The sequence below is a fragment of the Streptomyces parvus genome (assembly GCF_032121415.1).
Classification (GTDB): Bacteria; Actinomycetota; Actinomycetes; order Streptomycetales; family Streptomycetaceae; genus Streptomyces; species Streptomyces globisporus_A.
The window spans coordinates 5,430,420-5,447,347 of sequence record NZ_CP135079.1; the positions used below are offsets into that span (position 1 = coordinate 5,430,420).

Here is a 16,928-nt window from a genome sequence, read left to right on the forward strand (position 1 = left end):
TGATCCCTTCACCGGGTCACGGCTCTCGCGCGGGTCGAATCCGGACGGACCGGAGTCGGAGGGGTCAGACGGTCTCCGGAAGCTCTTCCAGGCCCTCGGCGACCAGCTTCGCCAGCCGGTCCAGAGCGGCCTCGGCGTCGTCCGCGTCGGACGCGAGCACGATCTCCTCGCCGCCCTGCGCGCCCAGACCGAGCACGGCCAGCATGGAGGCGGCGTTCACCGGGTTGCCGTCGGCCTTGGCGATCGTCACGGGGACGCCGGAGGCCGTGGCGGCACGGACGAAGATGGAAGCGGGGCGGGCGTGCAGGCCCTCGGCCCAACCGACGTTTACGCGGCGCTCAGCCATGGTTCTGCCCTTCACATATCAATGGTTGTCTAGACCAGTCTCTCATGCAGTGCGCGGTGCTGTGCCCGGCCTCCCGTCCGGCCGTAGGCTTTGGCCATGGAGCCCACGCCGGAACAGAGTCCGCATCACGCGTACCCCGACCACTGGGAAGCGGACGTGGTGCTCCGTGACGGGGGTACCGCGCGCATCAGGCCGATCACCACGGACGACGCCGAGCGACTGGTCAGCTTCTACGAGCAGGTGTCCGACGAATCGAAGTACTACCGCTTCTTCGCCCCGTATCCCCGCCTATCCGACCGGGACGTGCACCGCTTCACCCATCACGACTACGTCGACCGGGTGGGACTGGCGGTCACGATCGGCGGCGAGTTCATCGGGACCGTCCGCTACGACCGCATCGACGACCGGGGCCGCCCCGCCTCCGCCCCCGCCGACGAGGCCGAGGTCGCCTTCCTCGTCCAGGACGCCCACCAGGGCCGCGGAGTCGCATCGGCGCTGCTCGAACACATCGCCGCGGTCGCCCGTGAGCGCGGCATCCGCCGCTTCGCCGCCGAGGTGCTCCCCGCCAACAACAAAATGATCAAGGTGTTCCGGGACGCCGGGTACACCCAGCGCCGCAGCTTCGAGGACGGCTCCGTCCACCTCACCCTCGACCTCGAACCCACCGAGAAGTCCCTCGCCGTCCAGCGCGGCCGCGAACAGCGCGCCGAGGCCCGCTCGGTACAGCGCCTCCTGGCCCCCGGCTCCGTCGCGGTCATCGGCACCGGCCGCACCCCCGGCGGCGTGGGCCGCACGGTCCTGCGCAACCTCCTCGCCGCCGGCTACACCGGCCGCACCTACGCCGTGAACCGCGCCTTCGACGAGGGCCTCGCCACCCTCGACGGGGTCCCCGCCCACCGCTCGCTCGGCGAGATCGACGAGCAGGTCGACCTCGCCGTCATCGCCGTCCCCGCCCACCGGGTCCCCGAGGCCGTCGCCGACTGCGGTGAGCACGGCGTCCAGGGCCTGGTCGTCCTCTCCGCCGGTTACGCCGAGCGGGGCGCCGAGGGCCGCGAGCTCCAGCGCGAACTGGTCCGGCAGGCCCGCTCGTACGGCATGCGGATCATCGGCCCGAACGCCTTCGGCATCATCAACACCGCCGAGACCGTCCGGCTGAACGCCTCCCTCGCCCCCGAGTCGCCCGCCCGCGGCCGGATCGGCCTGTTCACCCAGTCCGGCGCGATCGGTATCGCCCTGCTCTCCGGCCTCCACCGGCGTGGCGCGGGCCTGTCCTCGTTCATCTCGGCGGGCAACCGGGCCGACGTCTCCGGCAACGACTTCCTCCAGTACTCCTTCGAGGATCCGGACACCGACGTCGCGCTGCTCTACCTCGAATCGCTCGGCAACCCCCGCAAGTTCACCCGCCTCGCCCGCCGCACCGCCGCCGTGAAGCCCGTCGTCGTGGTGAAGGGCGCCCGGCACAGCGGCACCAACCCGCCCGGCCACGCCGTCCCGGTCAGCCGCATCCCCGACACGACGGTCTCCGCGCTGATGCGGCAGGCCGGTGTCATCCGGGTCGACACCGTGACCGAGATGGTCGACGCCGGTCTCCTGCTGGCGGGCCAGCCCCTCCCGGTCGGCCCCCGGGTCGCCATCCTCGGCAACTCCGAGTCCCTCGGTCTGCTGACGTACGACGCCTGCCTCGCCGAGGGGCTGCGCCCGCGCCCGCCGATCGACCTCACCACCGCCGCCTCCCCGCAGGACTTCCGCGACGCGCTGGCCGAGGCGCTCGCGGACGGGACCTGCGACGCCGTGATCGTCACCGCCATCCCGTGGGTGGGGGAGAACGGGGAGGCCGAGACCGGTGACGGACAGGTGCTGGCCGAGGCCCTGACCAAGGCGGTGGCCGGGGGGTCGGCCAAGCCGGTGGCCGTCGTCCACGTCGAGATCGGCGGCCTCGCCGAGGCGCTGGCCGCCGCGAGCAGCACGGCGGCCCCCCGCCCCCGGACCGCGGCGCCGCGGACCGCGTCCCCGGAAGCGGGCCCGGACCGGGCGGCGGCCACCGCCCCGGAAGCGACCACGGACCGCACCGGGACCACCACCCCGGCAACGACGGCCGCCCGGACAGGGCCCACCGCCCCGGGAACGCCGGCCGCCCCCGCAACGCCGCCCGCTCCGGCCGCTTCCGGAACGTCGGCCTCCGCGAGGCCTGCCCCCGGAACAGCGACCTCGACGCCTGCCCCCGGAACGTCGACCTCCGTAACCCTTGCCCCCGGAACAACGACCTCCGGTACTCCCGTCCCCCGAACTTCGACCCCCGCAACGGCCGACCCCGAAGCCCCCGCCCGCCCCGGCCGTATCCCCGCCTACCCCGCCGCCGAACGCGCCGTACGCGCCCTCGCCGAGGCCGTGAAGTACGCCCAGTGGCGGCGCCAGGCCGCCGTGCCCGGCAAGATCCCCGAGTTCCTCGACGACACCATCGACGAGGCCGGGGCCGCCGCCCTGATCGAGGCACAGCTCGCCACCGCCCCCGACCCGCGCGGGCGCCCGCTCACCCACGACGAGGCCCGCGAGCTGCTCGGCCGCTACGGCATCGACGTACGCCCCGCCCTGCCCGCCCCCGACCCCGAGGCGGCCGTCGCCGCGGCGGCCCGGCTCGGCTACCCGGTGGCCCTCAAGACCACCGCGCCCCACCTGCGCCACCGCGCCGACCTCGGCGGGGTCCGCCTCGACGTGGCCGACGAGGAGGCGCTGCGCCGGGCGTACGGAGAGCTGACCGACCTCCTCGGCAAGCCCGCCGAACTGCTTCCCGTCGTCCAGGCGATGGCCCCGCGCGGCGTGGACACCGTCGTGCGGGCCTCCATCGACGCGGCCGCCGGGGCGATCCTCTCCTTCGGCCTCGCGGGAGCGCCCTCCGAACTGCTCGGCGACACCGCGCACCGGCTGGTCCCCGCCACCGACCGGGACGCCGCCGAGCTGATCCGGTCCATCAGGGCGGCCCCGGTGCTGTTCGGCTGGCGCGGCTCGACCCCGGTCGACACGGCCGCGCTCGAAGAGCTGCTGCTGCGGCTCTCCCGGCTGGTCGACGACCACCCGGAGGTGGTCTCCGTCGCCCTCGAACCCGTCGTCGTCGCCCCGCAGGGACTCACCGTGCTCGGCGCGAGCGTCCGGCTCGCCCCGCCGCCCGCCCGGAGCGACGTCGGCCCCCGCCGCCTTCCGAACTACTGAGACCCACCGGCCGGTGGCCCCCGGGGCGTCCCCGGCAGTCACCGGCCCGCCGTAGGATGGTGCTCATGGCAAAGACCGGTACGACGACCAAGGGGCTGCGCGCGGCGATCGAGCGCAGCGGCTACTACCCGGCCCTCGTGGCCGAGGCGGTGGAGGCCGCCGTCGGCGGGGAGCCGGTCGCTTCGTACCTGGTCCACCAGGAGACCACGTTCGACTCCAACGAGGTGCGCCGTCATGTGACCGTCCTCGTCCTGACCGAGCACCGGTTCATCGTCAGCCACACCGACGAGCAGGCCGCCGACACCAGCTCCCCGACGCCGTACGCCACCACCTCCACCGAGTCGGTGAAGCTGGAGCGGATCTCCTCCGTCGTCGTCAGCCGGGTGGTGGCCAACCCGGAGAAGTACGTCCCGGGCACCCTGCCCCGCGAGGTCGTCCTGACCATCGGCTGGGGCGCGGTCTCCCGGATCGACCTGGAGCCCGCCGCCTGCGGCGACTCCAACTGCGAGGCCGACCACGGCTACACCGGCAGCTCCACCGCCGACGACCTGAGCCTGCGGGTCAGCGAGGCCGGTGACGGCCCCGACGCCGTGCGCCAGACCCTCGTCTTCGCCCAAGCGCTCTCCGAGGCCACGGCCGCCACCGCGGCGAGTGGCCGCTGATGGCCCAGCCCGCCTGGCAGGACCCCGTGCCGCTGGACCTCGGCACCGCGCCCGTGCCCGAGTACGGCAGCGGTTCGCTCGCGGACCTGCTGCCGACGCTCGCCGCCGGACTGGAGGTGCCGGGCTTCACCGCCGCGATCCCCGAGCTGACCCCGGCCGACCGCAACTGCGTCTTCCTGATCGACGGCCTCGGCTGGGAGCAGATCAAGGCCCACCCGGACGAAGCCCCGTTCCTGCACTCCCTGCTCCCCACCTCGCGCGGTTCCACCGGCCGCCCGCTCACCGCCGGCTTCCCCTCCACCACCGCGACCTCGCTCGCCTCCGTCGGTACGGGGCTGCCGCCCGGCGAGCACGGCCTGCCCGGCTACACCGCGCGCAACCCGGAGACCGGCGAGCTGATGAACCAGCTCCGCTGGAAGCCGTGGACCGAGCCGAAAGCCTGGCAGCCGTATCCCACGGTCTTCCAGCTCGCCGACGCGGCAGGCGTCCACACCGCGCAGGTCTCCGCGCCGATGTTCGAGCAGACCCCCCTCACCAAGATCGCGCTCAGCGGCGGCTCCTTCCTCGGCCGGCTCTCCGGCGAGGACCGGATGGACGTCGCCGCCCAGCGCCTGGCCGCGGGCGACCGCTCGCTCGTCTACACGTACTACAGCGAGGTCGACGGCAAGGGCCACCGCTTCGGCACCGACTCCGACGCCTGGCGCGGCCAGCTGATGTACGTCGACGGACTCGCCCGCCGCCTCGCCGAGCAGCTCCCGCCGCGTTCCGCGCTCTACATCACCGCCGACCACGGCATGATCGACATCCCGTTCGACGAGCAGTCCCGGATCGACTTCGACGAGGACTGGGAGCTGAGCGCGGGCGTCGCCCTCCTCGGCGGCGAGGGCCGCGCCCGCCACGTCTACGCGGTCCCCGGAGCCCAGGCCGATGTCCTGGCCGTCTGGCGCGAGGTCCTCGGCGAGCAGTTCTGGATCGCGAGCCGGGACGAGGCCGTGGCTGCCGGCTGGTTCGGCCCGACGATCGACGAGCGGGTGTACGGACGGATCGGCGACGTGGTCGCCGCCGCCCACGACGACGTGATCATCACGGCCTCCGTCAACGAGCCGCACGAGTCGGCGATGGCGGGCGTGCACGGCTCCCTGACCCCCGTGGAGCAGCTCGTCCCGCTCCTCGAAGTACGCTCGTAGCCCCTCCTGCCCCACGGCCTCCTCCGAAAGGTGCTCGACCTCTCATGCCCGAGCTGGTGTTCTTCTCCGGAACCATGGACTGCGGAAAGAGCACGCTGGCCCTGCAGATCGGTCACAACCGCTCGGCCCGCGGCCTCCAGGGCGTGATCTTCACCCGGGACGACCGCGCGGGGGAGGGCAAGCTCTCCTCCCGGCTCGGCCTGGTGACCGACGCCGTCGAGGCCGAGGAGGGCATGGACCTGTACGCGCACATCGTGGACCGCGTCAGCCGGGGCGGCCGGGTCGACTACGTGATCGTGGACGAGGCGCAGTTCCTCGCCCCGGACCAGATCGACCAACTGGCCCGTGTGGTCGACGATCTGAAGCTCGACGTCTTCGCCTTCGGCATCACCACGGACTTCCGCACCAAGCTGTTCCCGGGCTCCCAACGGCTGATCGAACTGGCCGACCGCATAGAGGCCCTCCAGGTCGAGGCGCTCTGCTGGTGCGGGGCCCGCGCCACGCACAACGCCCGGACGGTGGACGGCGAGATGGTCGTCGCGGGCGCCCAGGTCGTCGTCGGCGACGTCAACCGGCAAGCCGGCGAGGTCGGTTACGAGGTGCTGTGCCGCCGCCACCACTGCCGCCGCATGACGAGCGGTTCCGCACGCGCCGGAGCGCTCTCGCCCGACGTCCTGCCGGTGTCGTCGGACTGAGGCGCGCGGGCCGCGACGGAGGGGGTGCGCCGGCGCCGCTGCCGGCGAAGACCGGGCCGGAGGTCGTGGCACAGGACGTCGCCGATGAGCCGCCCTCGGGGCACGCGCGCCTAAGGGCTCCCGGTGGAGCCGCCGGTGGTCCTGATGATCGTGAACACGGCCCCCTCCGGGTCCGCGACCGTCGCCAGCCTGCCGCTCGACCCCTCGCGCGGCGGCTGCAGCACGCGCCCGCCCAGCTCCACCACCCGGGCCGCGGCCCGATCGGTGTCGGCGACCTCGAAATACGTCATCCAGTGCGGCCCCCGGTCGCGCGGCAGAGCATGGCCCACCCCGTGCAGGGCCGCCACCGCCACGTTGTCCAGGTGCAGCGTCTGGTAGTCGAAGTCGGCGGAGAGCACCGCCTCAGCCTCGTAGCCGAAAACCGTCTGGTAGAACTTCGCGACCATCGAGGTCTCCCGCGTCACCAGCTCGTTCCAGACGGGCGTCCCGGGTGAGCCCGCCGTCCTCGTGCCGATGTGGCGCAGGCCCTGCCAGATGCCGAAGACCGCCCCGCTCGGGTCGGAGGCGATCGCCAGCCGCCCGGCGTCCCCCGCATCCAGCGGGCCGACCGCGACCGTCCCGCCGCAGGAGCGGATGGCCTCCGCGGTGGCGTCGGCGTCGTCGGTGGCGAGGTAGGTGGTCCAGGCGATGGGGAGATGCCGGTCGGGCGGCAGCTGGCCGATGCCCGCGACCTCCTCGCCGTGCAGCAGCCCGCGGACGTAGGGGCCCAGCTGTTCGGGGCCCGGCCGGAACTCCCAGTCGAACAGGGCTCCGTAGAACTCCTGGGTAGCGGTCAGGCCGTGCACGATCAGACTCACCCAGCAAGGTGTTCCGGGCGTGCGCCGGGCGGGGGCCTCGGTCATCGTCTTCTCTCTCCTCGACCGTTGTGGTGGCCGTGCGGGGGAACGGGACAGCGGCGCCGTCCCGGGTCAGGACGCGGTCCGCGTGCCCCGTGCAGATGCTTGCACCCCCCGGCGCGGGAGGCGCACCGGCCGCGCCGCGTCGGCCGGGTTCTCGACGAAGGAGGGCCGGGTTTCCGCCGGCCGTCCCGTCCGACGCTGTTACGGGTGCCGGCCCCGCTGCGCGAGGATGGCACCCATGAAGCCCATCATCACCGCATCCGAATGCGCGAGCGAGTCGGCCGGGTCCCGGCCCCCGGTGCTCCTGGACGTCCGCTGGCAGCTCGGCGGTCCGAACGGCCGCCCCGACTACGAGGCCGGCCATCTGCCCGGCGCGGTCTTCGTCGACCTCGACGAGGAGCTGGCCGGGCCGGCGGGCGAGGGCGGCCGCCACCCCCTCCCGGACCCGGAGGCCTTCGGCTCCGTGATGCGCCGGGCGGGCGTCGGCCAGGACACCCCCGTCGTGGTGTACGACGGCGGGCAGGGCTGGGCCGCTGCCCGCGCCTGGTGGCTGCTGCGCTGGACCGGGCACCGGAACGTACGGGTCCTCGACGGCGGGCTCGCCGCCTGGACCGGTGACGTCACCACGGAGGTCCCGCACCCCGCCGAGGGCGATTTCCGGCCGAAGCCGGGGGCCCTGCCCACCCTGGACGCGGAAAGTGCGGCGGCCTTCGCCCGGTCGGGTCTGCTGCTGGACGCGCGGGCGCCCGAGCGCTACCGGGGCGATGTGGAGCCGATCGACCGCGTCGGCGGCCATATCCCCGGGGCCGTCTCCGCACCGACCACGCACAACGTCGACGCGGACGGGCGCTACCTCCCGGCCGAGCAGTTGGCCGCACGGTTCGCCGGGCTGGGCGCGGAGGGCAGCACCGAAGGCGTGGGCGTCTACTGCGGATCCGGGGTCTCCGGCGCGCACGAGGTGCTGGCCCTGGAGATCGCCGGCTTCACCGGTGTCCTGTACCCGGGCTCCTGGTCCGAGTGGTCCTCGGACCCCTCCCGGCCGGTCGCCACGGGGCCCGAGCCCCAGTAGTCCCGCGGCGCCGGACCACGGCGAAGGAGCGGGGGCCGTACGCCATCGCGTACGGCCCCCGCCCCCACCGGTGGTCATCCCCGGTCAGTCCTGCTTCTTGCGCCGGGTGCCGAAGACGATCTCGTCCCAGCTCGGCACGGCGGCCCGGCGGCCCGGCCGGACCCCGTCCGCCTCCGCCTGACGGTCCGTCGTCCCGGTGAGCCGGTCGCGATGACCGGCCACCGCCCGGGGCATCAGCACATCCGCGTACGCGGACCCCGCACCGGCCGAAGCGGCGGCTGCCGGCGGCTCGTCCGCCTCCGCCTCCTCCGCCGGTTCCAGCGCGGGAGGCTCGGGCTGCGCGGGCCGCTCGGGCACGACCATGTCGCCCCGGAAGCTCGGCACCGCCTCCAGCAGGCTGGTCAGCGAGTCACGCTCACCGGCCGACGCGCTGCTCACGTACTCCTCGGGCTCCGCGACCGGCGCGGGCCGCTCGATCTGGCGGTCCAGGGCCCGGTCGAGCGGGCGCTCGCGGTCGGTCTGCCGGTCGAGGCTCCGGTCCAGCGGCCGGTCGCGCGGCAGCCGGGCGATCCGGGGCACGAACGGGAAGCTGGGCTCCGGCGCGGCGACCTCGTCGGTCTCGCCGATCAGCGAGCGCGCCTCGTCGTCCAGCGCCTGGACCAGCCGCCTCGGTGGATCGTACGTCCAGCTCGCCGAGTGCGGTTCGCCCGCGACCCGGTAGACGAGCAGGACTTCCCAGGTGCCGTCGTCACGGCGCCACGAGTCCCACTGGACGGTTTCCTTGTCGGCGCCGCGCAGCAGGAGACGTTCCTGCACCGCCTCGCCGAGCTGGGGGCCGGTGTTCTCGCCGGGACGGCGCACAGGAGTCTTCCGGGCCCGCTCGGCCATGAAGGCGCGCTCCGCGAGCACGGGGCCCTCGAAACGGCGTACACGGTCGACGGGGATGCCCGCGAACTGGGCGACCTCCTCCGCGGAGGCACCGGCCCGTATGCGGGCCTGGATGTCGCGGGGTCGGAGGTGGCTCTCCACCTCGATCTCGATCTGGCCGAGCCGGGCGCGGTCGTTGCGCACGGCGGCGCGCAGCCGCTCATCGATCGGAAGCGTGTACTCCGTGCTGTCCGCAGCCTTGAGCACCAGTCGTGTGCCGTCGTTGGAGACGGCCACGACACGCAGTTCGGGCATGGGGACCTCCCGGGTGGTGCCTGCCGACGTCACGTGCGTCGCTGCTTCCGCTAGTCGAGTGTGACCTGCCCGGGTGCAGCCTGCCACAACCTTGCCAAATTGCCCGGCGTGTCGGGCGCTCGCCCTGGTTCGCCCACCTAGGGTGCCGCCGTCGGCCCCCTCCGTCAGCTGCGGATTCCCACGTCGGAGTCCGCCCCAGGGCTCGTCACAGTACTCCATTCGGGCCACCGGGGTGGACCGGCGCGCCGCCGAAGTTCTCGCGCGGTGCGGGAGTTGAGGTACCCAGTTCTCCGCGAAATGCCCCTGATGCGTGTCGTGCTTCACACAATCACCGGAAACGGAACTATCCACTTCGCTCATTTGTCCCTTCCTGTTGCATGGTGGGAGAGATGTCAAGCAGGGGCTGGTAATGGTTCAGAAGCCGGAAAGTGACGCAGAACCCAAGGAAAGGCGCATAGATCTGAGTCTCCCGCAGGTCGCCGGGAGCGCCGTGGCGGCCGTCGCGGCAGCCGTGCTGGCCTCGCAGTTGGGCGTGTACGGCACGATCGCCGGCGCGGGCGTGATGAGCGTCGTCGCCACCTGCGGCGGCTCGGTCTTCCAGCACTTCTTCCGCCGCACCGGCGAGCAGATCCGCGAGGTGACGGTCCAGGTGACCCACCCGGAGGGCCGTCAGGTGACCGTGCACACCAAGGAGACGACGCCCGCCGGGCGCAGAGCCGCCGCGGAACGGGCGGAGCCGGAGCCGCCGGGGCCGCAGTCGGCGGGCGACGCCACCACGGTGCTGCCCACGGTCGGCCCGGGCACGGTCCCGGAGGTGGTCCCGGACGCGGAGAGCACGCAGGTGCTGAGGACGCCCGACACGGACCGGACGCAGTTGCTGCGTCTCGGCGACGACGAGCGGACCCGGATGCTCCGCGTTCCGCCGGCCGCAGGCCCCGGAGCCGACGGCGACCGTACGCAGATGCTCCCGCGCGCCCACGACCGTACGCAGGCGCCCCCGCAGGCCGGAGCGCACCGGACCGCCGCCCCCGACGACGCGTTCGGCGCGGGCGTCACCCACGGCACCCGGCTGCGCGGCTGGAAGCGCCCCGCGCTCGCGGCCGCCGCGGTCTTCGCGGTCTCGATGGCCGGGATCACCGCGTTCGAGCTGATCTCGGGCAACGACCTCAGCGGCGGCCAGGGCACCACCCTCACCTCCGTGGTGCGCGGCGGCGGCGACCGGGGCCCGGGGCCGGCGGACCCCGCCCCGTCCGGGGACACCGGCAAGGACGGGGGAGCGGACGAGCGGACTCCGACCCCGGGCGACGGCACCGGGTCCGGCCCCGCCACGGACGGCGGCGACGGCAGCGGCACGAGCCCGGACCCGGGCAGGAGCCCGGGCGCTGAGAACCCGACCACCGGGCCCACCCCCACCCCGACGCCCTCCGGATCCGCCGGTGAGCCCACGCCCGAGCCGACGCAGCCGACTCCGTCGAATCCCGGCGACACCGGCGCCGGCGAACCCTCGACCGGCACGGGCATCGCCCCCGGGCAGGGCGAGCAGGCCCCGCCCGGTGCGGGCGCCGACGCCGAGTGACCGACGTACCGGCGGAATCACTTCGGCCCCGGCCTCCCCTCGCCGGCGAGAGGGGGCCGGGGCCGACGCCGTACCGGAGGCGGCCCGGACTCAGTCGCCGAGCACGCGCCGCAGATAGTCGTTGCCGAACAGGCGGTCCGGGTCCAGCCGGTCGCGCAGCGCGGTGAATTCACCGAAGCGCGGGTAGACCTCCGCCAGGTAGGCCGCGTCCCGGGTGTGGATCTTGCCCCAGTGCGGCCGGCCGGCGTGCGCCGTCATGATCCGCTCGACCGCGGTGAAGTACGAGCGGTGCGGCGTGCCCTTGTAGAGGTGCACGGCGATGTACGCGCTGTCCCGGCCGGACGCGGTCGACAGGGCCATGTCGTCGGCCGGAGCGGTGCGCACCTCGACCGGGAAGCTGATCTTCAGCGGTGACCGCTCGAGCATGGCCTTCAGCTCCCGCAGCACCGTCACCGCCTGCTCGCGCGGAACGGCGTACTCCATCTCCACGAACCGCACCCGGCGCGGGCTGGTGAACACCTTGTACGGGATGTCGGTGTACGTACGCGCCGACAGCGCCCGGCTGGAGAGCCTGGCGATCGAGGGGATCGTCGCCGGGACCGCGCGACCGAGCGAACAGGCCACCTGGAAGACCCCGTTGGACAGCAGCTCGTCGTCGATCCAGCTGCTCACCCGGCCGGGCGGGGCGGCCGGACCGGCGCTGCGGTTGTTGCGCTTGGTGTTGCAGTTCCCGGTATGCGGGAACCAGTAGAACTCGAAGTGCTCGTTCTCGGCCACGAGCTGGTCGAAGTCCGCGGTGACCCGGTCGAAGCCCATCGGCTCCTCGCGGGCCGTCAGCAGGAAGATCGGCTCCACGGCGAGGGTGACCGCGGTGATCACCCCGAGGGCGCCAATCCCGACCCGGGCCGCGGCGAAGATCTCCGGGTTCTCCTCGGCGGAGCACACCAGGACCGTGCCGTCGGCGGTGACCAGCTCCAGTGCCCGGATCTGCGCGGATATGGAGGCCGACTCGCGGCCCGTGCCGTGTGTCCCGGTGGAGGTCGCCCCGGCGATCGTCTGCTCCATGATGTCGCCCATGTTCGTGAGCGACAGGCCCTCGCGGGCGAGTGCGGTGTTGAGCCGCTTGAGCGGGGTGCCCGCCTCCACCGTCACGGTCATCGCCTCACGGTCGATGTCCCGGATCCCGGTGAGCAGGTCGGGGCGTATCAGCACTCCGTCGGTGGCGGCCACCGCCGTGAAGGAGTGGCCCGAGCCGACCGGCTTCACCTTCAGGCCGTCCGTGTGCGCCCGGCGCAGCACGTCCGCGAGCTCGCTCACGGACGCGGGTGACTCGGTGCGGGCGGGCCGCGCGGTGACGGTGCCCGCCCAGTTACGCCACGCGCTCGTCGTCGTCCGTGCGTAGGTGTCGGTCATCTTCCCCGCGCCCTCCCGTCGCAGCCGGCCCGGCCAGCCGGCGATATCCCAGGAACGCCACCGCAGCCGCGAGCGCTCCCGCCACGACGGGCACCGCGTACCCCGCCTTCGCCCCGGCGGCGTCGACCACCCAGCCGGCGGCCGAGGAGCCGAGCGCCACTCCGACCGCGAGCCCGGTACTGGTCCAGGTCATGCCCTCGGTCAGCTTGGTGCGCGGTACGTGCGCTTCGACGAGGGCCATGGTGGTGACCATCGTCGGTGCGATGGCGAGGCCCGCGACAAAGAGCGCCACGGCCAGCAACGGAAGGTTCCCGGCCAGTAGGAGGGGGATCATACTCACGGCCATCGCGCAGACACCCACCAGCCACCTGGTCGCGGGGTTCCCCTTCAGGTGCAGCAGTCCGAACACGGCCCCCGCGAGACACGAGCCGAGCGCGTAGACGGCCAGCACCAGGGAGGCCGCGGCCTTGTGGCCGCGCTCCTCGGCGAAGGCCACGGTCACCACGTCCACGCCCCCGAAGATCGCGCCGGTCGCCACGAAGGTGGCCACCAGGACCTGGAGCCCCCGCGAACGCAGCGCCGAGCCCCCGGTGTGCTGCGACTTCGGGTGCGGCATCGGCTCGGTCGCGCGCTGCGCGGTCAGCCAGAAGACGCCGACCAGCAGGAAGGCGGCGGCGATCAGAGGTCCGGCCTCCGGGAACCACGCGGTGGAGAGGCCGATGGAGATGATCGGGCCGAAGATGAAGCACACCTCGTCGACGATCGACTCCCACGAGTACGCGGTGTGCAGATCCCGGCCGGAGCCCCGGTAGATCTCCGCCCAGCGGGACCGGACCATCGACCCCACGCTCGGCACACAACCCGCGCCCCCCGAGAAGACGAACAGCGTCCACTCCGGCGCCCCCTGCTGGGCGCAGACGAGCAGACCCGCCACCGCCGCCACGGCGACCAGCGTGACCGGGCGCAGCACCCGGCGCTGCCCGTAGCGGTCGACCAGCCGGGAGACCTGGGGGCCGCAGACCGCGGCCGACATCGCCAGGGTGGCCGACAGCGCCCCGGCCAGTCCGTAGCGGCCGGTGAGCTGGGAGATCATCGTGACGACGCCGATGCCCATCATGGACAGCGGCATCCGGCCGAGGAAGCCTGCGGCGGAGAACCCCTTGGTACCGGGGGCGGAGAAGATGGCGCGGTAGGGGCTGGGCAAGGGGGACTCCGGTGGTGCCTGTCAGGCGTATAGCTGGCCCATACAGCTTACGGGCGGCCGGGCGTCCCGGACACCGGATTCCGGGGCGGACCCGGGAGCGGTTCCGGCGGGTTCCCCACCGGCCGTTCCACGCTTTACCGACGGACCGCCGGATGTCGGTTGCCGCCCCGTCGGAGAGGGGTGGCAGGATCGAGGGCATGTCCGATCTGCGCGATCCCGCTCCCTACGACGCCCTGCTGCTGCTCTCCTTCGGCGGCCCCGAGGGCCCGGACGACGTGGTCCCGTTCCTGGCGAACGTGACCCGCGGCCGCGGCATCCCCGAGGAACGCCTCAAGGAGGTCGGCCGGCACTACTTCCTGTTCGGCGGGGTCAGCCCGATCAACGCGCAGAACCGCGCCCTGCTCGACGCGCTGCGCAAGGACTTCGCCGACCACGGCCTGGACCTCCCGGTCTACTGGGGCAACCGCAACTGGGCCCCGTATCTGACCGATGTCCTGCGCGAGATGACCACCGCCGGACACCGTCGCATCGCCGTCCTCGCCACCAGCGCCTACGCCTCCTACTCGGGGTGCCGTCAGTACCGCGAGAACCTCGCCGAGTCCCTGGCCGCGCTGGAGGCCGAGGGTCTTGAGCCGCCCCGGGTCGACAAGCTGCGCCACTACTTCAACCACCCCGGGTTCGTCGAGCCCGTGGCCGACGGCGTCCTCGCCGCGCTCGCCGACCTCCCCGAGGACGTCCGCGCGGGCGCTCACATCGCGTTCACCACCCACTCCATCCCGACCTCCGCCGCCGACGCCTCCGGCCCGGTGGAGGCGCACGGCGAGGGCGGCGCGTACGTGGCCGAGCACCTCGACGTGGCGCGGCTGGTCATCGAGGCGGTGCGCGCCGAGACGGGTGTCGAGCACCCCTGGCAGCTCGTCTACCAGTCCCGCAGCGGCGCCCCGCAGATCCCGTGGCTGGAACCCGACATCTGCGACCACCTGGAGACCCTGCACGGCGAGGGCGTCCCCGCGGTCGTGATGGCGCCCATCGGCTTCGTCTCGGACCACATGGAGGTGCTGTACGACCTCGACACCGAGGCCACCGCCAAGGCCGCCGAGCTCGGCCTGCCGGTCCGCCGCTCCGCCACGGTGGGCGACGACCCGCGCTTCGCCGCAGCCGTAAGGGACCTGGTCCTGGAGCGTGCGGCGAGCGAGCGCGGCCGGGCGGTCCAGCGCTGCGCACTGGGGTCGCTGGGGCCCTCCCACGACCTCTGTCCGGTCGGCTGCTGTCCCGCCAGGGCCCCGAAGCCCGCCGCCGCGGGCGCCGACAGCCCGTACGTGTAGCCCGTACGACCGCTCGTACGACCACCCGACCGTGCGCACCGATCACCTGGGAGCACCGTGACCGACCCCGCCCTGTCCGATCTGCTCGACCTCGCTCTCGAAGCCGCCCGCCGCGCCGGCGCCCTGCTGCGCGACGGCCGCCCCGCCGACCTGGGGGTGGCCGCGACCAAGTCCAGTCCCATCGACGTGGTCACCGAGATGGACATCGCCGCCGAGAAGCTGATCACCGGCTACCTCACCGACTTCCGGCCCGACGACGGCTTCCTCGGCGAGGAGGGCGCCAGCTCCCCGGGCTCCACCGGCATCCGCTGGGTCATCGACCCGCTCGACGGGACGGTGAACTACCTGTACGGCCTGCCGACGTGGGCCGTCTCCATCGCCGCCGAGCGCGACGGCGAGCGGGTCGTGGGCGTCGTCGAGGCCCCGATGCGCCGTGAGACGTACCAGGCAGTGCTCGGCGGCGGTGCGTTCGCGAACGGCGAAGCGCTGCGCTGCCGACCCACCGCGCCGCTGGACCAGGCCCTCGTCTCGACCGGCTTCAACTACGTCGCCCACGTCCGCGCCCACCAGGCGGACGTCGCCCGGCGACTGATCCCCAGGCTCCGCGACATCCGGCGCAGCGGTTCGGCCGCGGTCGACCTCTGCGATGTGGCGGCGGGCCGTCTCGACGGCTACTACGAGCGCGGGCTGCACCCCTGGGACCTGGCCGCGGGCGACCTCATCGCCCGGGAGGCGGGCGCGCTGACCGGCGGCCGCCCGGGGCTGCCCGCCGACGGCGACCTGACGGTGGCCGCGACCCCCGGCGTCTTCGAGCCGCTGCAGGCCGCACTCGACGAGCTGGGTGCCTGGCACGACTGACCCGAAGCCCCTGGTGGGGCCCTGAGGGCCCGCCGGCACAGCACAGGGCCCCGGATGCCTGGACAGCATCCGGGGCTCTGTGGCGTACGGCTCAGACGCTGGCGGCGCCGATCTCCACGCCGTGCTCGGCGGCGAGACGGTGCAGATCGTCCAGCTCGCCCTGCTCGACATCCGCGAGGAAGTCGTCGCCGTCCTCGCGCGCCCGCGTGAGGTCGGACTCGGTCGTCTTGATGCGTTGCAGCAGACCTGCGGTGAAAGCGTCCATGATGCGCCCCCTCATCGTGGGTCGGTGGCACGGGGGTGTGCCCGGGATACCCCCGGCCGGGGAAGCCGGAGGAGCGGGTGATCGCGCCGCCGCTCCGGGGAAAAGGGGCGGGCCGTGGCAGGCCACGGGACAGGCGTGATCGCGGGTGTGAACCCCTCTTCCCCATGCCGCGGCTCAGAGAAACCTCAACTGCCCCGGAAAGCCGCCGGTTTCCGTGCGGAAGGCCGCCGGAAGGCCCGGCCCGCCGCCGTCTTACCGCCGGTTTATGCGCGTTGAGGGCAGGATGGAGGTACACGGTCGGCCCGGCTGCCCGTGTCCGAGCGGCCCCGTGTGGGCCGCTCGCTCTGTGAACCCGACGAAGGACCGAAGGAAGGACTGCGCCGTGCGCGTACTCGTCGTCGAGGACGAGCAGCTGCTCGCCGATGCGGTGGCCACCGGACTGCGCCGGGAGGCCATGGCCGTCGACGTCGTCTACGACGGTGCCGCGGCCCTGGAGCGCATCGGGGTCAACGACTACGACGTCGTCGTGCTGGACCGGGACCTCCCGGTGGTGCACGGGGACGACGTCTGCCGCAAGATCGTCGAACTCGGCATGCCCACCCGGGTGCTCATGCTCACCGCCTCCGGCGACGTCAGCGACCGGGTCGAGGGCCTGGAGCTGGGCGCCGACGACTACCTGCCCAAGCCCTTCGCCTTCAGCGAGCTGACCGCCCGGGTGCGCGCGCTGGGCCGCCGTACGACGGTGGCGCTGCCGCCCGTCCTGGAGCGCGCCGGCATCAAGCTCGACCCGAACCGGCGCGAGGTCTTCCGCGACGAGGTGGAGATCCAGCTCGCCCCGAAGGAGTTCGCGGTGCTGGAGGTGCTCATGCGCAGCGAGGGCGCGGTCGTCTCGGCGGAGCAGCTGCTGGAGAAGGCCTGGGACGAGAACACCGACCCCTTCACCAACGTGGTGCGGGTCACGGTGATGACGCTCCGCCGCAAGCTCGGCGAGCCGCCCGTCATCGTCACCGTGCCGGGCTCCGGATACCGGATCTGAGGAC

General features: G+C 73.4%; 15 protein-coding genes. 9 read left to right on the plus strand and 6 right to left on the minus strand.

Annotated elements, in window-relative coordinates; all coding sequences use genetic code 11:
- Positions 1–64: 64 nt before the first annotated feature.
- The gene (locus RNL97_RS25465; RefSeq protein ID WP_007449776.1) at positions 65–346 is read right to left on the minus strand and encodes an HPr family phosphocarrier protein; all 282 of its coding nucleotides are present in this window, start codon (positions 344–346) and stop codon (positions 65–67) included.
- 96 nt (positions 347–442) lie between these two features.
- Here RNL97_RS25465 and RNL97_RS25470 point away from each other — a divergent pair, with 96 nt between their 5' ends.
- From RNL97_RS25470 to RNL97_RS25485, 4 genes are all read left to right on the plus strand, one after another.
- The gene (locus tag RNL97_RS25470; protein WP_313751232.1) at positions 443–3,553 is read left to right on the plus strand and encodes a bifunctional acetate--CoA ligase family protein/GNAT family N-acetyltransferase; all 3,111 of its coding nucleotides are present in this window, start codon (positions 443–445) and stop codon (positions 3,551–3,553) included.
- A gap of 65 nt (positions 3,554–3,618) precedes the next feature.
- A complete protein-coding gene (locus RNL97_RS25475) occupies positions 3,619–4,215 on the plus strand; it encodes a DUF5998 family protein (protein WP_030581245.1) in 597 nt (198 codons plus the stop codon).
- Entirely contained in the window at positions 4,215–5,402 is a 1,188-nt protein-coding gene (locus RNL97_RS25480; RefSeq protein WP_030581248.1) for an alkaline phosphatase family protein, read from the plus strand. Before RNL97_RS25475 ends, RNL97_RS25480 begins: the two co-directional genes overlap by 1 nt.
- Before the next feature lie 44 nt (positions 5,403–5,446).
- Positions 5,447–6,097, plus strand: coding sequence for a thymidine kinase (locus RNL97_RS25485; protein WP_030581251.1), 651 nt, complete (start codon positions 5,447–5,449; stop codon positions 6,095–6,097).
- Positions 6,098–6,207: 110 nt separating this feature from the next.
- Here the strand turns inward: RNL97_RS25485 and RNL97_RS25490 are convergent, their stop codons facing one another.
- On the minus strand, positions 6,208–6,999 hold the full coding sequence (locus tag RNL97_RS25490; protein ID WP_313751233.1) for a VOC family protein: 792 nt from the start codon (positions 6,997–6,999) through the stop codon (positions 6,208–6,210).
- 235 nt (positions 7,000–7,234) lie between these two features.
- On the opposite strand from RNL97_RS25490, the gene RNL97_RS25495 reads away from it, so the two are divergent.
- Positions 7,235–8,065 carry a sulfurtransferase gene (locus RNL97_RS25495; protein ID WP_313751234.1) on the plus strand — a complete coding sequence of 277 codons (831 nt, stop codon included), beginning with the start codon at positions 7,235–7,237 and terminating at the stop codon, positions 8,063–8,065.
- An 84-nt stretch (positions 8,066–8,149) separates the two neighbouring features.
- Here the strand turns inward: RNL97_RS25495 and sepH are convergent, their stop codons facing one another.
- Positions 8,150–9,247: a septation protein SepH gene (gene sepH / locus RNL97_RS25500; protein WP_030581259.1), complete on the minus strand. Its 1,098-nt coding sequence runs from the start codon at positions 9,245–9,247 to the stop codon at positions 8,150–8,152.
- A gap of 490 nt (positions 9,248–9,737) precedes the next feature.
- On the opposite strand from sepH, the gene RNL97_RS25505 reads away from it, so the two are divergent.
- Positions 9,738–10,823, plus strand: coding sequence for a hypothetical protein (locus RNL97_RS25505; RefSeq protein ID WP_374115165.1), 1,086 nt, complete (start codon positions 9,738–9,740; stop codon positions 10,821–10,823).
- A gap of 90 nt (positions 10,824–10,913) precedes the next feature.
- Here the strand turns inward: RNL97_RS25505 and RNL97_RS25510 are convergent, their stop codons facing one another.
- Together RNL97_RS25510 and RNL97_RS25515 are read right to left on the minus strand one after the other, a co-directional pair.
- Positions 10,914–12,236, minus strand: coding sequence for a D-arabinono-1,4-lactone oxidase (locus RNL97_RS25510; protein WP_313751235.1), 1,323 nt, complete (start codon positions 12,234–12,236; stop codon positions 10,914–10,916).
- Positions 12,193–13,440, minus strand: a complete 1,248-nt coding sequence (locus RNL97_RS25515; protein ID WP_030581266.1) for an MFS transporter — start codon at positions 13,438–13,440, stop codon at positions 12,193–12,195. The genes RNL97_RS25510 and RNL97_RS25515 overlap by 44 nt, the downstream gene beginning before the upstream one ends.
- Positions 13,441–13,637: 197 nt before the next feature.
- On the opposite strand from RNL97_RS25515, the gene RNL97_RS25520 reads away from it, so the two are divergent.
- Together RNL97_RS25520 and RNL97_RS25525 are read left to right on the plus strand one after the other, a co-directional pair.
- A complete protein-coding gene (locus RNL97_RS25520) occupies positions 13,638–14,765 on the plus strand; it encodes a ferrochelatase (protein WP_313751236.1) in 1,128 nt (375 codons plus the stop codon).
- Between the two features lie 57 nt (positions 14,766–14,822).
- Positions 14,823–15,623: an inositol monophosphatase family protein gene (locus tag RNL97_RS25525; RefSeq protein ID WP_030581270.1), complete on the plus strand. Its 801-nt coding sequence runs from the start codon at positions 14,823–14,825 to the stop codon at positions 15,621–15,623.
- A gap of 91 nt (positions 15,624–15,714) precedes the next feature.
- Here RNL97_RS25525 and RNL97_RS25530 read toward each other — a convergent pair whose 3' ends face one another.
- Positions 15,715–15,888, minus strand: coding sequence for a hypothetical protein (locus RNL97_RS25530; RefSeq protein WP_199814181.1), 174 nt, complete (start codon positions 15,886–15,888; stop codon positions 15,715–15,717).
- Between the two features lie 382 nt (positions 15,889–16,270).
- Between RNL97_RS25530 and RNL97_RS25535 the strand changes: the two genes are divergently transcribed.
- Positions 16,271–16,924: a response regulator transcription factor gene (locus RNL97_RS25535; protein WP_006128158.1), complete on the plus strand. Its 654-nt coding sequence runs from the start codon at positions 16,271–16,273 to the stop codon at positions 16,922–16,924.
- The last annotated feature ends 4 nt before the right edge of the window (positions 16,925–16,928 follow it).